Annotated in this window: 17 protein-coding genes and 1 pseudogene; 5 read left to right on the top strand and 13 right to left on the bottom strand. The window is 66.8% G+C overall.

Features of this window, described 5'->3' with window-relative positions:
- The 10 genes and pseudogenes from G3O06_RS40590 to G3O06_RS40545 form a co-directional block, all read right to left on the bottom strand.
- Nucleotides 1-162 (bottom strand): annotated as a pseudogene (locus G3O06_RS40590) (ribokinase); the annotation flags it as partial.
- Nucleotides 159-1,190: a LacI family DNA-binding transcriptional regulator gene (locus G3O06_RS40585; RefSeq protein WP_174912368.1), complete on the bottom strand. Its 1,032-nt coding sequence runs from the start codon at nt 1,188-1,190 to the stop codon at nt 159-161. The pseudogene G3O06_RS40590 and the gene G3O06_RS40585, both read right to left, overlap by 4 nt.
- A gap of 35 nt (nt 1,191-1,225) precedes the next feature.
- Nucleotides 1,226-2,245: an ABC transporter permease gene (locus G3O06_RS40580; protein ID WP_174969160.1), complete on the bottom strand. Its 1,020-nt coding sequence runs from the start codon at nt 2,243-2,245 to the stop codon at nt 1,226-1,228.
- Nucleotides 2,242-3,855, bottom strand: a complete 1,614-nt coding sequence (locus G3O06_RS40575) for a sugar ABC transporter ATP-binding protein (RefSeq protein WP_205819463.1) — start codon at nt 3,853-3,855, stop codon at nt 2,242-2,244. Before G3O06_RS40575 ends, G3O06_RS40580 begins: the two co-directional genes overlap by 4 nt.
- A gap of 145 nt (nt 3,856-4,000) precedes the next feature.
- On the bottom strand, nt 4,001-4,951 hold the full coding sequence (locus G3O06_RS40570) for a sugar ABC transporter substrate-binding protein (RefSeq protein WP_174912378.1): 951 nt from the start codon (nt 4,949-4,951) through the stop codon (nt 4,001-4,003).
- A gap of 540 nt (nt 4,952-5,491) precedes the next feature.
- A complete protein-coding gene (locus G3O06_RS40565; RefSeq protein WP_174969162.1) occupies nt 5,492-6,418 on the bottom strand; it encodes a CysB family HTH-type transcriptional regulator in 927 nt (308 codons plus the stop codon).
- 75 nt (nt 6,419-6,493) lie between these two features.
- Nucleotides 6,494-7,552, bottom strand: a complete 1,059-nt coding sequence (locus G3O06_RS40560) for a sulfate ABC transporter ATP-binding protein (RefSeq protein ID WP_011351896.1) — start codon at nt 7,550-7,552, stop codon at nt 6,494-6,496.
- A 13-nt stretch (nt 7,553-7,565) separates the two neighbouring features.
- Entirely contained in the window at nt 7,566-8,516 is a 951-nt protein-coding gene (gene cysW / locus G3O06_RS40555) for a sulfate ABC transporter permease subunit CysW (protein WP_174997047.1), read from the bottom strand.
- On the bottom strand, nt 8,513-9,406 hold the full coding sequence (gene cysT, locus G3O06_RS40550; RefSeq protein ID WP_174969163.1) for a sulfate ABC transporter permease subunit CysT: 894 nt from the start codon (nt 9,404-9,406) through the stop codon (nt 8,513-8,515). Before cysT ends, cysW begins: the two co-directional genes overlap by 4 nt.
- 122 nt (nt 9,407-9,528) lie before the next feature.
- A complete protein-coding gene (locus tag G3O06_RS40545) occupies nt 9,529-10,566 on the bottom strand; it encodes a sulfate ABC transporter substrate-binding protein (protein WP_174997050.1) in 1,038 nt (345 codons plus the stop codon).
- 264 nt (nt 10,567-10,830) lie between these two features.
- On the opposite strand from G3O06_RS40545, the gene lexA reads away from it, so the two are divergent.
- The 3 genes from lexA to G3O06_RS40530 are packed head-to-tail and all read left to right on the top strand — an operon-like array spanning nt 10,831 to nt 12,589.
- On the top strand, nt 10,831-11,478 hold the full coding sequence (gene lexA, locus G3O06_RS40540; RefSeq protein ID WP_009689103.1) for a transcriptional repressor LexA: 648 nt from the start codon (nt 10,831-10,833) through the stop codon (nt 11,476-11,478).
- A gap of 26 nt (nt 11,479-11,504) precedes the next feature.
- On the top strand, nt 11,505-11,840 hold the full coding sequence (locus tag G3O06_RS40535; RefSeq protein WP_205819462.1) for a hypothetical protein: 336 nt from the start codon (nt 11,505-11,507) through the stop codon (nt 11,838-11,840).
- A 29-nt stretch (nt 11,841-11,869) separates the two neighbouring features.
- Nucleotides 11,870-12,589: a DUF2939 domain-containing protein gene (locus tag G3O06_RS40530; RefSeq protein WP_205819461.1), complete on the top strand. Its 720-nt coding sequence runs from the start codon at nt 11,870-11,872 to the stop codon at nt 12,587-12,589.
- Nucleotides 12,590-12,676: 87 nt separating this feature from the next.
- On the opposite strand, the gene G3O06_RS40525 is transcribed toward G3O06_RS40530, so the two are convergent.
- Nucleotides 12,677-13,174, bottom strand: a complete 498-nt coding sequence (locus G3O06_RS40525) for a universal stress protein (RefSeq protein ID WP_174912389.1) — start codon at nt 13,172-13,174, stop codon at nt 12,677-12,679.
- A 342-nt stretch (nt 13,175-13,516) separates the two neighbouring features.
- Between G3O06_RS40525 and nodI the strand changes: the two genes are divergently transcribed.
- Nucleotides 13,517-14,431 carry a nodulation factor ABC transporter ATP-binding protein NodI gene (gene nodI / locus G3O06_RS40520; RefSeq protein WP_175004672.1) on the top strand — a complete coding sequence of 305 codons (915 nt, stop codon included), beginning with the start codon at nt 13,517-13,519 and terminating at the stop codon, nt 14,429-14,431.
- A gap of 6 nt (nt 14,432-14,437) precedes the next feature.
- Entirely contained in the window at nt 14,438-15,271 is an 834-nt protein-coding gene (locus tag G3O06_RS40515) for an ABC transporter permease (RefSeq protein ID WP_205819460.1), read from the top strand.
- A 37-nt stretch (nt 15,272-15,308) separates the two neighbouring features.
- Here G3O06_RS40515 and G3O06_RS40510 read toward each other — a convergent pair whose 3' ends face one another.
- Complete coding sequence (locus G3O06_RS40510; RefSeq protein WP_164462574.1) at nt 15,309-15,731, bottom strand: hypothetical protein; 423 nt, start codon at nt 15,729-15,731, stop codon at nt 15,309-15,311.
- Nucleotides 15,732-15,832: 101 nt separating this feature from the next.
- A partial coding sequence (locus G3O06_RS40505) for a permease (protein ID WP_205819459.1) occupies nt 15,833-16,568 on the bottom strand: 736 nt, incomplete at its 5' end.

Here is a 16,568-nt window from a genome sequence, read left to right as displayed (position 1 = left end):
GGCGACGGCCTGGTTGCCGCCCTTGCCGCCCGCCGCCTGCGCGAACGCGTGACCGGCGAGCGTTTCGCCCGGCAACGGCAGACGCGGCGCGCGCACGACGAGATCCATGTTGAGGCTGCCGACCACCGTCACGCGGCCGGTACCTGCTGCAGGCGCCGTCATGCGCGCCCGCCGGAGGCCGGCGGCTCGCGGTAGACCGCCGTCGATTCGCGCAGCACGAGGCGCGGCGACACGACGCGGCGGCGGCTCGGCACGGCGGTCGAACCGCCACCGATCCGCTCGATCAGCGTCTGCGCGGCCATTTCGCCGAGCGCGCGCACCGACTGGCCGACCGTCGACAGCGCCGGATACGTGTAGCGCGAGAATTCGATGTCGTCGAACCCGATGATCGAACAGTCGTCGGGCACGCGCATGCCGCGCTCGGCCGCCGCGCGCAGCGCGCCGACGCCCATCAGGTCGTTGCCCGCGAAGATCGCGCTCGGCCGCACCGATTCGAACAGCCGCGACGCCGCGTGATAACCGCCGAGGCACGAGAAGTCGCTTTCCGCGATCGCGCCCGGCACGATGTCGACACCGCGCTCGGCCATCGCACGGATGAAGCCGTGCACGCGCATTGCGCTGACCGCCGTATCTGTCGGCCCCGTGATGCAGCCGATCTTCGCGTGCCCGAGCTCGAGCAGGTGGCGCGTCGCCAGGTACGCGCCGCGCTCGTGGTCGATCTGCACGAGGTCGGCCGCGAGCCCCTCGATGTTGCGGTCGACGACGACGAGCGGCGCATGGATGTCCGCGAGCGTCTGCGCGAGCACCGCGTCCTCGCCGGCCGATGCGACGATCAGCCCGTCAATGCGCTTTTCCTGCAGCACGCGCAGGTAGTTGCGCTGCTTCACGGGATCGTCGTCCGAGTTGCAGAAGAACACGCAATAGCCATTGGCCGCGCACTGGTCCTCGATGCCGCGCGCAAGCTCCGCGAAGTACGGATTCGTGCTGTTCGGCACGACGAGGCCGATGGTCGCCGTCGAGCGTGCCTTCAGCGAGCGCGCCACGGCCGACGGCACGTAATTCAGCTCGCGGATCGCGCCCTCGACCTTCGCACGCACATCCGCGGACACCGGCCGCGAATTGTTCACCACGTGCGAGACGGTCGTAAACGACACGCCCGCCATGGCTGCCACATCCTTGATCGTCGCCATTTCCCGTTTCTCTCTGGTCTGTTCTGTCTGTCTATCTACCGCACGCGCGTGCGCCGGCTGCGATACGTATCGAGCACGACAGCCACCACGATCACCGCGCCGGTGATGATCCGTTTCGTCGGCTCGTTCGCGCCGATCTGCGCCAGCCCCGCAGCCAGCACGGAGATGATCAACACGCCAAAGAACGTGCTGATCACCGAGCCGCGCCCGCCCATCAGGCTCGTGCCGCCGATCACGACGGCGGCAATCACCTGCAGTTCGAGACCGACGCCCGCGTTCGGGTCGGCCGCCTCGAGCCGCGAAATCTGGAACAGCGACGCAAGCCCTGCGAGTGCGCCCATCAATGCGAATACGAGAATTTTATACGGCCTCGGGTTAACCCCCGCAAGTCGGACAGCTTCTTCGTTCGTGCCGATCCCGACGAGATAGCGTCCGAACACGGTGCGCGTCAGCACGAACTGGGCCGCGATCATCACCGCGACCGCGATCAGGAACGCCGGCGAGATGCCGAGCGCGATCGGGTTCGACAGGAAATCGAACGCGTCGCCGATATAGGCCGTACGCGAATTCGTCAGCTGGTATGCGAGGCCGCGCGCGGCCTCCAGCACGCCGAGCGACACGATGAACGACGGGATCCGCCAGCCGACCGTGACCGCGCCCGTCAGCGCACCCGTGACGGTCGCGACCGCGATGCCGATCAGCGCGGCCGGCAGCGGCCCCCACTGCCACTTCAGCGCGGCGACGCTGACCATCGACGCGGCCAGCGCGAGCACCGAGCCGACCGACAGGTCGATCCCGGCGATGATCAGCACGAAGGTCATCCCGACCGACATCACGACGAGATCGGGAATCTGGTTCGCGATCGTGCTGAACGTATCGTAGGTCAGGAAATGCGAGCTCAGTGTCGAAAACAGCACGATCATCGCGGCGAGCGCGCCGGCGAGCCCGAGATAGTTCGACAGGCCGAACCGCGTGCCGGACAGCGTGCGCGCGCGGCGCCCCGTCACGTCCTGCTGCGCGCCTGCGTCGGTCGGGGTTACGGGAGGCTGGGTCATTGCTGTGGTCCTGTCGTCGAAGTGCCCGGAGCGGCGCCTGGCGCCTGCCCCGCATCCGGATGCCGTGCGCCGCCCGGCGGCGTCTCGCGGCCGAAGCCGGCGAACGCCGCGGCCAGCAGCGTATCCTGGGTCCAGTTGCCACGCTCGAACACGGCGGTCATGCGGCCGGCCGACATCACGCCGATCCGGTCGCAGATCAGCATCAGCTCGCGCAGGTCGCTCGACACGACGACGAGCGCGCGGCCCTCGCGCGCGAGCGCGCCCATCAAAGTGTAGATCTCGAACTTCGCGCCGACGTCGATCCCGCGCGTCGGCTCGTCGAACAGCAGCACGCCCATGTCGCGCGCGAGCCAGCGGCCGATCACGACCTTCTGCTGGTTGCCGCCCGACAGCTCGCCGACCGCCTGCGCCGCGCCGTGCGTACGGATCCGCAGCGCATCGATCTGCTGCTCGGCGAGCGCCGTTTCGCGTGCGCCGTCGACGATCCCGCCGCGCGCGAGTCGATCGAGCTGGCCGAGCGACACGTTCGCGGTGATCGACTGCGTCAGCAGCAGCCCCTCGCCCTTGCGATCCTCGGTGATCAGCGCGATGCCTTGCTTCACCGCCTCGACGGGCGAACCGATCCGCACCGGCTTCGGCGGCTGGCCGATCGCGATCGTCCCCGCGTCCGGCGCATCCGCGCCGTAGATCAGCCGCAGCAGTTCGGTACGCCCCGCGCCGATCAGCCCCGAGATGCCGAAGATCTCGCCCGCGCGCACCTCGAGCGACACGTCGCGCACCGCCGTCCCGCGGCTGAGGCCCGACACGACGAGCCGCGGTGCGCCGATATGGCGCTCGCCGAGGTCGATGTGCTCGCCGATCTCGCGCCCGACCATCAGCGTGACGAGCCCGTCGGACGTTGTCGCCGCCATGTTGCCCGCGTGGACGAGCCGGCCGTCGCGCAGCACCGCGACGCGCTCGGCAACGCGTGCGAGTTCCTCGAGCCGGTGCGAGATGTAGATGATCGCGACGCCGCGCGCCTTCAGCCGGTCGATCTGCTCGAACAGCAGCTCGACTTCGCGCGCGGTCAGCATCGCGGTCGGTTCGTCGAGAATCAGCACGCGGCAATCGCCGATCAGGTTGCGCGCGATCTCGACCATCTGCTGGTGGCCGATGCCGAGCGCGCCCACCGGCGTATCGGGATCGACCGTGTCGAGCCCGACCTGCGCCATCGCGGCCCGCGCATCGTCGCGCAGGCGCGCGCGATCGATGATCCCGAAGCGCCGCGGCAGGCGGTTCAGGAACAGGTTTTCGGCGACCGTCAGTGTCGGCAGCAGGTTCAGCTCCTGCATCACCATGCGCACGCCGAGCGCTTCGGCCTGCGTGCGGCTCGCCGGCGCATACGGCTGGCCGCCGAGCAGCATCGTGCCGGCGGTCGGCTCGACGAGCCCGCCGATGATCTTCGACAGCGTGCTCTTGCCGGCGCCGTTCTCGCCCGTCAACGCAAGCGCGTGACCCGGCTCGAGCGTCAGCGTGACGTCGGCGAGCACGGGTTCGGCATAGGTCTTGCCGATGCCGGATACGGACAGCACGGGAGTCGCTGCGCGGGAGGGTTGGAAAGTCGGGTCCATCGCGATCCTGGTTGCGGCCGCGCGCACGCGGCGCGCGGGTGTGACGCTCACAAGTGCATGTGCATGCAGTGGCCGTGATCGCGCTCACTCCGGATAACGGCCGCCGCGCCAAATTCTTGAGGGCGGCGGCCGCATCGGGGCCGCGTCACTTCGTCACGAGATCCACCGGCGTCTCGACCACGCCCGACATGTCGGCCTGCTTGCGATGCTCGGCAATCGCCTTGAGCGCCGTGTCGATGCCGAACACGGCCTGCTTCGCCGCGTACTGATCGGCGGTCGCGAGCACGCGGCCGTCCTTCAGCATCGGCTTGATCGCGTTGATGTTGTCGTAGCCGACCACGAGCACCTTGCCCTGCTTGCCGGCCGCGCGCACGGCCGACACGGCACCGATCGCCATGTTGTCGTTGCCGCACAGCAGCGCCTTCAGGTTCGGGTATTCGTTGAGCATCGCGGCAGCGACCGCATTGCCCTTGTCGATCTCCCATTCGCCGGACTGCACCGACACGACCTTCATCCCGCCCGCCTTCATCGCGTCCTGGAAGCCGGCCGTGCGCTGCTGCGCGTTGGTCGTCGTCGACACGCCTTCGACGATGCCGACCTGGTCGCCCGCCTTCAGCTTCTTCGCAAGGTAGTCGCCGATCTTGCGCGCGCCCTTGCGGTTGTCGGGACCGACGAACGGCACGTTGAGGTTCTTCGACTTCAGCACGTCGGGATCGAGCCGGTTGTCGATGTTGACGACGACGATGCCCGCGTCCACCGCCTTCTTCACGACCGGCACGAGCGCCTTCGAGTCGGCCGGCGCGAGCACGATCGCGTCGACCTTCGACACGATCATCTGCTCGACGATGCGGATCTGGTTCGCGGTATCGGTCTCGTCCTTGATGCCGTTGGTGATCAGGTCGAACTGGCTTGCATTGTGTTTCTGGTATTCCTTCGCGCCCGTTTCCATCGTCAGGAAGAACTCGTTGGCGAGCGACTTCATCACGAGCGCGACCTTCGGCTTGGCCGTGGATTGCGCGTGGACGGCCGGTGCGGCAGCGACCGCGACGGCGGCGAGCGCGGCGGTCAGGAAGCGACGGCGAAAGAGGACATTCATACACATCTCCTGGCGACTGGCCCGAAGGGCCGGACTATTGTTTGACTGTTGTTTTAATGTGAGCAAACGTTTGCGCCACACTACCCGGACAATGGCCATCGATGCTGCTGTCGGTACCACGGAATGGAAGCGAGGCAGACGGCCGACTGCCTGACGCGTGCTGTCGTTTACGCGCCGCCGCCGGCGGGACGCCGGCGGAGTGAAGGCTATGCTGTACCGATTCGCGTCGGCGCGCAACCTGTCTGAACAATAATTAAGGGTTTATTCGGAGCGCGCGTCACGCCGGGTTCCGCGGCGCCGGCTCGTCTTCATCGGCCGACAGCGGCTCGCCGAATCGATTCTTGTCGTTGCGCTGGCAAGCAAATACGTGTCGTTCGCCGCGTGCGGCGAAGAATGAGACAGGAAACCGAGATTGCGGTCGATGCTTCGGTGAGTCGAACAACCAGGGCGGCGGCGGATCGCCTGCGGCCGCCCAATACAGGCCATCCCGTACGCGTACGTCGCGCCATCCGCGGCAATGGCGCGGATGGCGCACTGTCGTCAAACGGCTTCGCGCAACAGCCCTGCGATTTCCGCTTCGTTCAGGTGCGGCGCGAACATCTCGATCAGCCGGTACGCATACGCGCGCAGGAACGCGCCCTTGCGCAGCCCGACCCGCGTCGTGCTCGCCTCGAACAGGTGCTGTGTATCGAGCGCGACGAGCCCCGTGTCGCGCTGCGGATCGTAGGCCATCGCCGCGACGACGCCGATCCCCATCCCGAGTTCGACATACGTCTTGATCACGTCCGCGTCGATCGCGGTCAGCACGACGTCGGGTACCGCACCCGCCTGCGTGAACGCCTGATCGATGTGCGAGCGGCCCGTGAAGTCCTGGTCGTACGTGATGATCGGGTACTCGGAGATTTCCTCGAGCGTCAGGTTCTCGCGGCCGACGAGCGGATGGCCCTTCGGCACGACGACCGTGTGGTGCCACGAATAGCACGGGAACGTGACGATGTCCGGATAGCGGTCGAGCGCCTCGGTCGAGATGCCGAGATCGGCCTCGCCGTTCAGGATCATTTGCGCGATCTGCTGCGGGCTGCCCTGGCGCAACGCGAGATGCACCTTCGGGAACACGTCGGTGAACTGCCGGATCACCTTCGGCAGTGCGTAGCGCGCCTGCGTGTGCGTCGTCGCGACGACGAGGTGGCCGCTGTCCTGGTCGGCGAACTGGCGCGCGACGCGGCGCAGGTTCTCGGCGTCGAGCAGCATCCGCTCGATCAGCTGGTGCACGGCCTTGCCGGGTTCCGTGAGCCCCGTCAGCCGCTTACCGCGCCGGATGAAGATGTCGACGCCCAGCTCATCCTCGAGATCCTTGATCTGCTTCGACACGCCCGACTGCGACGTGTACAGCACGTTCGCCACTTCCGTCAGGTTCATGTTCTGCCGCACCGCTTCGCGCACGAACCGCAATTGCTGAAAATTCATGGGTATGCCTCTTAGGCTGTCGTTGTTTGATTATCGAATCGGAGCAATTTCCGCCCCCTTCCCTGCATTCTGGCGTTAACGCGCGGGAAACACCCTCACCGCACGCGGCACGGCCGTCGCACCATCGCCGACCTGCAGCGACAGCGCACGCCAGGCATCGCGATCGAGTTCCGCCTCGAGCGCGCCGCCTGCACGGGCCTCGAGCTCCACTCGCACCGAACCGCCGAGCGGAATCACACGGCGCACGTCCACCGCGATGCCGTCGCGGTGCCCTTCGCCGACCGGCCACAGCTGCAGGTCGTGCGGCCGCACGTAGGCGTTCGCAGGGCCCGCGAAATCGGCGTCGACCTCGATCGGCGCGGCCGCCCCCTCTGCCACGAAACCGCGCCCGGCGACCGTGCCCGGCAACCGGTTGGCCGCACCGAGGAACTCGTAGACGAATGCGCTCTGCGGATGATCGTAGACGTCCTGCGGGCTGCCGACCTGCTCGACGTGGCCGCGGTTCAGCACGACGATGCGGTCCGCGACTTCCAGCGCCTCCTCCTGGTCGTGCGTGACGAAGATCGTCGAGATGTGCAGGTCGTCGTGCAGACGACGCAGCCAGCCACGCAACTCCTTGCGGACCTTCGCGTCGAGCGCGCCGAACGGCTCGTCGAGCAGCAGCACCTTCGGCTCGACCGCGAGCGCGCGGGCGAGCGCGATGCGCTGGCGCTGGCCGCCCGACAGCTCGGACGGATAGCGCTGCGCGAGCCAGTCGAGCTGCACGAGCTTCAGCAGCTCGTGCACCTTGTCGCGGATCGCGCTTTCGGACGGCCGCTCGCGGCGCGGCTTCACGCGCAGCCCGAACGCGACGTTCTCGAAGACCGTCATGTGGCGGAACAGTGCGTAATGCTGGAATACGAAGCCGACCTGGCGGTCGCGCGCGCCGACCGACGCGACGTCGAGCCCTTGCAGCACGACCTGGCCGGCGTCCGCGTGCTCGAGGCCCGCGATCACGCGCAGCAGCGTGGTCTTGCCGCAGCCGGACGGCCCGAGCAGCGCGACCAGTTCGCCGGGCGGGAAGTCGAGCGATACGTTGTCGAGCGCCGTGAAATCGCCGAAGCGCTTCTGAAGGTTACGGACGGTGATACCCATTCTGGTTGCCTCTTTACGATTTCGACGAAACGGCGGCGACGGGGCCGGCATGTGCGGGAACGGTGTCGCGTGCGCCGGCCAGTTCGGCGGCGAGGTGGCGCTCGGCGAGCAGCTTCAGCGCGAGCGTGACGAGCGCGAGCAGCGCCAGCACCGACGCCACCGCGAACGCCGCCGCGAAGTTGTATTCGTTGTACAGGATCTCGACGTGCAGCGGCATCGTGTCGGTCTGGCCACGGATGTGGCCGGACACGACCGACACCGCGCCGAACTCGCCCATCGCGCGCGCATTGCACAGGATCACGCCATACAGCAGGCCCCACTTCACGTTCGGCAGCGTCACGCGGCGGAAGATCTGCCAGCCCGATGCGCCGAGCACGCGCGCGGCTTCTTCCTCGTCGGTACCTTGCGCCTGCATCAGCGGAATCAGTTCGCGCGCGACGAACGGGAACGTGACGAAGATCGTCGCGAGCACGATGCCCGGCACCGCGAAGATGATCTGCACGTCGTGCGCCTGCAGCCACGGCCCGAGCCAGCCCTGCGCGCCGAACAGCAGCACGTACACGAGGCCCGAGATCACCGGCGACACCGAGAACGGCAGGTCGATCAGCGTCGTCAGCAGCGCCTTGCCGCGGAATTCGAATTTCGCGATCGCCCACGATGCGCACACGCCGAACACGAGGTTCAGCGGCACGGCGATCACGGCGACGGTCAGCGTCAGCTTGATCGCCGACCACGCATCGGGATCGGCCAGCGATTCGAGATAGAAGCCGACGCCCTTTCTCAGCGCCTCGACGAACACTGCGGCGAGCGGCACGACGAGGAAGAACGCGAGGAACGTCAGCGCGATGCCCGTGAGCAGCCAGCGCACGACGCGCGACTCGCTGACGGGGTCGAGCCGCTTCGCGGCGCGCCCTTGCGCGGCCGACGACGGGGTTTTCAGCACGACGGTGGCCTCCTGGCTCATTGCTGGCCTCCTGCTGCGACGGCGGTGACGGTGGCGGGCGCGGGACCGCTTGCGCCCTTGCTCGTGCGGCGCTGCAGATACCACTGCAGCGTGTTGATCAGCAACAGCATCAGGAACGACACGACGAGCATCACGACCGCGAGCGCGGTCGCGCCCGCGTAGTCGTACTGCTCGAGCTTCGTGATGATGAGCAGCGACGTGATCTCGGATTTCATCGGCACGTTGCCGGCGATGAAGATCACCGAGCCGTATTCGCCGAGCGCGCGCGCGAACGCGAGCGCGAACCCGGTGAGGAGCGCCGGCAGCACGGCCGGCAGCACGACGCGGCGGAACGTCAGCCAGCGCGACGCGCCGAGGCACGCGGCGGCCTCTTCCTGCTCGCGCTCGAAATCCTCGAGCACCGGCTGCACCGTGCGCACGACGAACGGCAGCCCGATGAAGGTCAGCGCGACCAGCACGCCGGCCGGCGTGAACGCGATCTTGATGCCGAGCGGCGCCAGATACTGGCCGACCCAGCCGTTGGTCGCGTAGACGGCCGCGAGCGAAATGCCGGCGACCGACGTCGGCAGCGCGAACGGCAGGTCGACGATCGCGTCGACGAGCCGCTTGAACGGGAACGTGTAGCGCACGAGCACCCACGCGACGAGGAAGCCGAACACGGCATTGATCAGCGCGCCGCCGAGCGCGGCGGAGAACGTCAGCCGATACGACGCGAGCACGCGCGGCGACGCGACGGCGGTGACGAACTGGTCCCACGACAGCGTCGCGGTCTTCAGGAACGTGGCGGCGAGCGGTATCAGCACCACGAGGCTCAAATAGGCCACCGTGATGCCTAGCGTCACGCCGAAACCGGGCAGCGCGCTCGGCTTGCGAAAGGTGTACGTCGTCATCGGATGCTCTTGCTGGGTCGATGCTGCTCATGGGTCCGACGCAAACGCCGGCGCAGTGAATCGCGCCGGCGAGCCGTCGGGGATGCGGCGCGCTGTCGTGGCGCGCCGCTGTCGTTATGGCGTTACTGCGGCTTGTAGATCGAGTCGAACACGCCGCCGTCCGCGAAATGCGTCTTCTGCGCATTCGTCCAGCCGCCGAAGGTATCGTCGACCGTGTACAGCTTCAGCTTCGGGAACTGCTTCGTCAGCTCCGCCGGCACGTTCTTCGAACGCGGCCGGTAGTAGTTGCGCGCCGCGATCTCCTGGCCCTGCGGGCTGTACAGGAAGTTCAGGTATGCATCGGCCAGCTTGCGCGTGCCCTTCTTGTCGACCACCTTGTCGACCACCGCGACGGGCGGCTCGGCCAGGATGCTCACCGACGGCACGACGATCTCGAACTTGTCGGTGCCGAACTCCTTGACCGACAGGAATGCCTCGTTTTCCCATGCGATCAGCACGTCGCCGATCCCGCGCTGCACGAAGCTCGTGGTCGCGCCGCGCGCGCCCGAATCGAGCACGCCTGCGTTCTTGTAGAGCTTCGTGACGAATTCCTTCGCCGTCTGCTCGTTGCCGCCCGGCTTGTGCACCGCGTACGCCCACGCAGCCAGGTAGTTCCAGCGCGCGCCGCCCGACGTCTTCGGATTCGGCGTGACGATCGAGATGCCCGGCTTGGTCAGGTCGTCCCAGTCCTTGATCCCCTTCGGATTGCCCTTGCGCACCAGGAACACGATCGTCGACGTGTACGGCGATGCGTTGTCGGGCAGGCGCTTCTGCCAGTCCTTGTTGACGAGACCCTTGTTCGCGAGCGCGTCGATGTCGTACGCGAGCGCCAGCGTGACGACGTCGGCCTGCAGGCCGTCGAGCACCGAGCGCGCCTGCGCGCCCGAGCCGCCGTGCGACTGCTTGAAGTTGACGGTCTCGCCCGTCTTCGCCTTCCACTCCTTACCGAACGCCTGGTTGAAGTCCTGATACAGCTCACGCGTCGGGTCGTACGACACGTTCAGGAAGGTCGTATCGGCCTGCGCGTGCGATACGACGCCCAGCGCCGCCGCCGCGCCCAGCGCGAGTGTTGCGATCAGGCGGCCCACTCCGCCCACCAGCCCCGTATTGCGCTTGCCCATCCTTGGTTCTCCAGTGTTGTCGGTATTGCGATGTCGGGCCAGTCTAACGAACGGGTTACATGATTAAAAATAATCGTTCCTCATTTTTTAATACTCAAAAGTGCTAACGCAGACGGGACGGACGGTTGCGGCAGATAAACCGGCGTCCGGACGTCGCGAAATCGCGCCGGAACCGCCGTCATCGCGTCGAACCTCACGTAACACTTGAAATTCGCGAACTACTGTATAAAAATACAGCTCACTGTCTATCCATACAGTTGAGCCATGACCAAACTCACCGCCCGTCAGCAGCAAGTGTTCGACTTGATCCGTCGCGCGATCGAGCGCTCCGGATTCCCGCCCACCCGTGCCGAGATCGCGGCCGAACTGGGCTTCAGCTCGCCGAATGCGGCCGAGGAGCACCTGCGCGCGCTGGCACGCAAGGGTGTGATCGAGCTGGCCGCCGGCGCGTCGCGCGGCATCCGCCTGCTCGGCATCGACGATGCCCCGCACCAGTTCACGCTGCCGCACGCCGGCCTGATGCAGCTGTCGCTGCCGCTCGTCGGCCGCGTGGCAGCCGGTAGCCCGATCCTCGCGCAGGAGCACATCTCGCAGCATTACGCGTGCGATCCCGCGCTGTTCTCCAGCAAGCCCGACTACCTGCTGAAAGTGCGCGGCCTGTCGATGCGCGACGCCGGCATCCTCGACGGCGATCTTCTCGCCGTGCAGAAGCGCACGGAAGCGAAGGACGGCCAGATCATCGTCGCGCGTCTCGGCGACGACGTCACGGTCAAGCGCCTGATGCGCCGGCCGGGCGGTCTCGAGCTGATCGCGGAGAACCCGGATTACGAAAACATCTTCGTCAAGGCCGGCAGCGCGGAATTTGCGCTGGAAGGCATCGCCGTCGGGCTGATCCGCTCGGGCGAACTCTGACATTCCGTCTCGCTGAGGAGAACATCATGGAACGCCTTGCCCGTCTGCTGCCTTTCCGTCAATTCGGCCGTCTGCGTCACCTGCGCGGCCGCACGCCCTGCGCACCGCTGTCCGCGGTGGCGCCTGTGCAAGAAGAAGTCGCAGTCGAACGGCAGGCGTCCCTGCTGCCGTCGGCGCTCCCCGCTTTCGCGCGGGTATCGCTGAACGCCGGCCTGAATCACGCCGAACCCGCCCGCCGCGCGCCGGTGCGCGTCTATCACGGCCGTTCGCGCCTGATCATGGTCGGCACGATCGATGCCGTGTGCCGGATGATCGATCACTGCATCGCAGAGGAACGATCGGCCACGCCAGGCGGTCTCTGATTGCGGAACATCCCCGCACCGGAGTCAACGTGACCGGATCTTCGGGCCGCGCATGGCGGCTCAAGCCCCTGCTGATCGTCGTGCTGGCCGTCGCCATCATTGCGGCGATCGGCTACGCCTACGCGTCGCCGTACGTCGCGCTCGGTCGCCTGAAATCGGCGATCGATGCGCGCGACGCGCAGGCCATCAGTGAGTACGTCGATTTTCCGTCGCTGCGCATCAGCCTGAAGCAGCAGGTCACGGAAGAGTTGATGCGCCGGATCGACGCGGTGAAGAAGAACAATCCGTTCGCGGTGATCGGTGCGCTGATCGGGTCGGCTCTGATCGGCCCGCTGGTCGATGCGTACGCGACTCCGGAGGGTGTGGCCGCGCTGATGAGCGGATTGCCGCCGCGTGGCAATCCGGGGGAGCGTCCGCCTGAATGGTCGAATCTGCCGGCAGGCGGCAATGCCCCGGGCAATACGCCGGCCGCACCGGCGGCCAATCCGGCTCCGGCGAGCGCAGCCGCTCCGGGCAGCAACACGGCCGCTACGGCCTCGTCATCGCAGCCCCCGGCAGTTGCCGCACCGGCCAGCCCGGTCGACGCAGCGCATGCGCCGCACCAGCAGCAAACCAGCGCCGGCTACCGCAATATCGACGAATTCATCGTGACCTACCAGCGCAGTGCCGACGGCACGCGCTATGCGGCGGTATTCCACCGCTTCGGCCTGTTCTCGTGGAAGTTGTCTGCAATCGACCTGCACGCTTGACTGGCCGCGGTCAGCGCCCGCGCCACTGACGTGGCACGACGCCTGACCGGCGATTCGCGCCGGTCAGGTAGTCAGCGAATCATGGGATCACTTGCCGTTCGCCGTGGCCGCTTCACGCTCGCGCGCGATTTCGGCCTTCTGCTCTTCCGCCGACGAACACGCAACCAGAATGCTGCAGTTCACGCGATCGAGCAGTTGCGTGTTGCCCGAGCCCATCCACCATCTAGACAGCCCGCTGCGGCACCGGTGGCCGACGACGACGAGGTCGGCCTTCAGCTCCGTCGCGAGATTCGCGATTTCGTCGATCGGATAGCCGAACGCGAAATGACCTTCGGCCTGCACGCCGCGCTCGCGCAGCCAGTTCACCCCTTCCTGCAGGATTTCGCGCGCGGTTTCCTCGAACCGGCCGCACGCGACGTCGGTCAGCAACCCCGCGCTCTGTGCAATGCTCGAGCGCATATCGACGACCGACAGCAAATGCGTCTCGGCCTTCAGGTCCATCGCGAGGTTGGCGCCGCAACGCAGTGCCTTGCGTCCTTCGAGCGAGCCGTCGTAACACAGCAGAATCTTGTTGTAGCTAGCCATGAAGCCTCCCTATCGCAATACCGAGCCTACGCATTCATCATGGTGCGCCGCAATTCAGGACGCAAGGGATGGAAAACGCTGATTCGCCCCGCTCGGCGCGTGCGCGATGATGCAGTGCACGATCGGTGTGCGCATGCATCGCACCGTGCAGGCATGCCCTGAAGAGACGCAGCCGATGCACTAGAATGGCCCGTTCGTACCGTACTCCAGCGGGCCGTCAGGCGCCGGCGTCGTGCGCTTCGGTCATGCCCGTGTGACACGCAATCGTCCGATCGGTTCGCCAACCGGACACGCATCCGGCAGCGGAACGCATCCGCGCCCGCTTACAACGACAACATGCCCATGTCCGTTGCACCGATCGATTTCCGGAACGTTGAAAAGCGCTATGGCGACAAGCTCGTCGTCAACGGCCTGTCCTTCACCGTCCAGGCCGGCGAATGCTACGGCCTGCTCGGGCCGAACGGCGCCGGCAAGACCACCACGCTGAAAATGCTGCTCGGTCTCACGCATCCCGATGCAGGCACCATTTCGCTCTGCGGCGAACCGGTTCCATCACGCGCGCGGCATGCGCGACAGCGCGTCGGGGTCGTCCCGCAGTTCGACAATCTCGACCCCGACTTCACCGTGCGCGAGAACCTGCTGGTTTTCAGCCGCTATTTCGGCATGTCGGCGCAGGCTGCGCGCGCGCTCGTGAAGCCGCTGCTCGAATTCGCGAAGCTCGAGAACAAGGCCGATGCGAAGGTCGGCGAGTTGTCGGGCGGCATGAAGCGCCGTCTCACGCTCGCCCGCGCGCTCGTCAACGATCCCGATGTGCTGGTGCTCGACGAGCCGACGACGGGCCTCGACCCGCAGGCGCGTCACCTCATGTGGGAGCGGTTGCGCTCGCTGCTCGCGCGCGGCAAGACGATCCTGATCACCACGCATTTCATGGAAGAAGCCGAACGCCTGTGCGACCGCCTGTGCGTGATCGAGGAAGGCCGCAAGATTGCGGAAGGCGCGCCGCACGCACTGATCGAATCGGAGATCGGCTGCGACGTGATCGAGATTTACGGGCCCGATCCGGCCACGCTGCGTGACGAGCTGTCGGCGTTCGCGAAGCACACCGAAATCAGCGGCGAGACGCTGTTCTGCTACGTGAGCGACCCGGAACCGCTCAGTGCGCGGCTCAAGGGTCGCACGGGGTTGCGCTATCTGCATCGCCCGGCCAATCTTGAAGATGTGTTCCTGCGGCTCACGGGCCGCGAAATGCAGGACTGATCGATCATGGACGTCCGCAACTATTCCGCCGCCGCACCGTCGGCACCGCCGCGCGTGTCACGCTTCGCGATCGCGATGCCCGCGAACGCGACCAACTGGATCGCCGTCTGGCGGCGCAACTATCTCGTCTGGCGCAAGCTCGCGCTCGCGTCGATGTTCGGCAATCTTGCCGATCCGATGATCTATCTGTTCGGGTTGGGGTTCGGGCTCGGCCTGATGCTCGGCCATGTCGACGGCGTGTCGTATATCGCATTCCTCGCGGCCGGCACGGTCGGGTCGAGCGTGATGATGTCCGCGAGCTTCGAGTCGATGTATTCGGGCTTCTCGCGGATGCACGTACAGCGCACGTGGGAAGCGATCATGCATACGCCGCTCGCGCTCGGCGACATCGTGCTCGGCGAGATCGTCTGGGGGGCCAGCAAGGCGATGCTGTCGGGGGCCGCGATCATGCTCGTCGCGGGGGCGCTCGGTTATGCGCAGTTTCCGTCGATGCTCGCGGCGCTGCCCGTGATCGCACTCGCGGGCCTCGCGTTTGCAAGCATCGCGATGATCGTCACGGCGCTCGCGCCGTCCTACGATTTCTTCATGTTTTATCAGACGCTCGTGCTGACGCCGATGCTGCTGCTGTCGGGCGTGTTCTTCCCGACCACGCAGTTGCCGCCGATCGCGCAGCACGCGGCGCATGCGCTACCGCTCGCGAACGCCGTCGAGCTGATCCGGCCCGCGATGCTCGGCCGGCCGGCGACCGACGTCGCATTGCATGTCGCGGTGCTCGCCGGTTACGCGGTCGGCGGATTCCTGCTGTCCGCGTGGCTGTTCCGGCGGCGGATGATGCGCTGAAGGCCGATGCATCGCGCACCGGCTTCATGCGACGACGTTACTCGTCGTCGTCGCTCCACGGGATCTCGACATCGGTCAGGAACGCGACGGTCGCGAGCGGGCCACCTTCCTGGCGGCCGAGCTTGCCGTCCGCGCGATGCCATTCGACGCGGAACTGCGTGCCCGGATCGTCGGCGACCAGATAGACCGAACGCAATTCGTCCGCGTCGGCTTCGTCCACCGGGCCGTCGAACGACACCAGCATCTTCTGCGGCCACAGCCCGTTGACCGGATCGTAAATGCGGTCACCCTGCGGAATGTCGATGCTGGCGTCGACGCCGATCGTTGCGGAAGCCTCGATGATCATCGTGCCGAGTGCATTGAGCACGGCAGTCGCCCGCGCGGAATTGGCCTGGCGGATCGCGAGATCGCCGCGCGTCAGCGCCTTTTCGAGTCGAGGATGGATCTTCGGTTGGGTCATGCGTTTTCCTGTTTGCTTCTTGTAAATGGCGCCGCACGCGTGAAACGGCGGCGCCGGATGAATACGACGATTGCGCCTGGCTGGCGCACCGCTTGCGTGCGTCAGAACCCGAGCGCGACCGCGAGCAGGCCGCTCGCGATCCCGATCACGACGACGAGGATCGCAACGACGGCAAGCATGTAAGGCTTGAACGAGCGCGCGAGCATCGCGAGCGACGGCACGCTGATCGGCGGCAGCGTCATCAGCAGCGCGGCGGCCGGGCCGACGCCCATGCCGAGCGACAGCATCGCCTGGATGATCGGCACCTCGCCGGCTGTCGGGATCACGAACAGCATGCCCGCGACCGCGAAGGCGACGATCCAGCCGAGATGATTGCCGATGTCCGGGCCGATATGCGGGAACAGCCACGCGCGCGCGGCGCCGAGCAGCAGCACGAGCACGATGTATTCGGGCACGAGACGCACGGCCATGCGCGCAAGCAGCTTCATCCAGCGGACGAACGGATTGCCGGCCGCGGCCTGCTCGGCCGCCAGCGCGGCGAGCTGTGCATCGTCGATGCGGGCGTCTTCAGGGCGTGCAATCCGGTTCAGCAGATAGCCGATCCCGAACACCATCGCGACGCCGAGCACGAGGCGCAGCGCGCTCCAGTGCCAGCCGAGCACGAAGCCCATGAACACCAGCGCCGCCGGGTTCAGCACCGTGTTGCCGAGCCAGAACGCGACCGCGCCGCCCGGCGATGCATGGCGCGCACGCAGCCCCGCGACGACCGGCGCCGCGCAGCACGTGCACATCATGCCGGGCAGCGACAGCAGGCCGCCCGCGGCGACGCTGCCGAAG

Origin of the sequence: Burkholderia sp. Ac-20345, from assembly GCF_017104825.1 — a bacterium.
In the GTDB taxonomy this organism is placed as follows: Bacteria; Pseudomonadota; Gammaproteobacteria; order Burkholderiales; family Burkholderiaceae; genus Burkholderia; species Burkholderia lata_B.
Note: the sequence above shows the minus strand (reverse complement) of the source record. Positions and strands in the feature narration are given on the sequence as shown.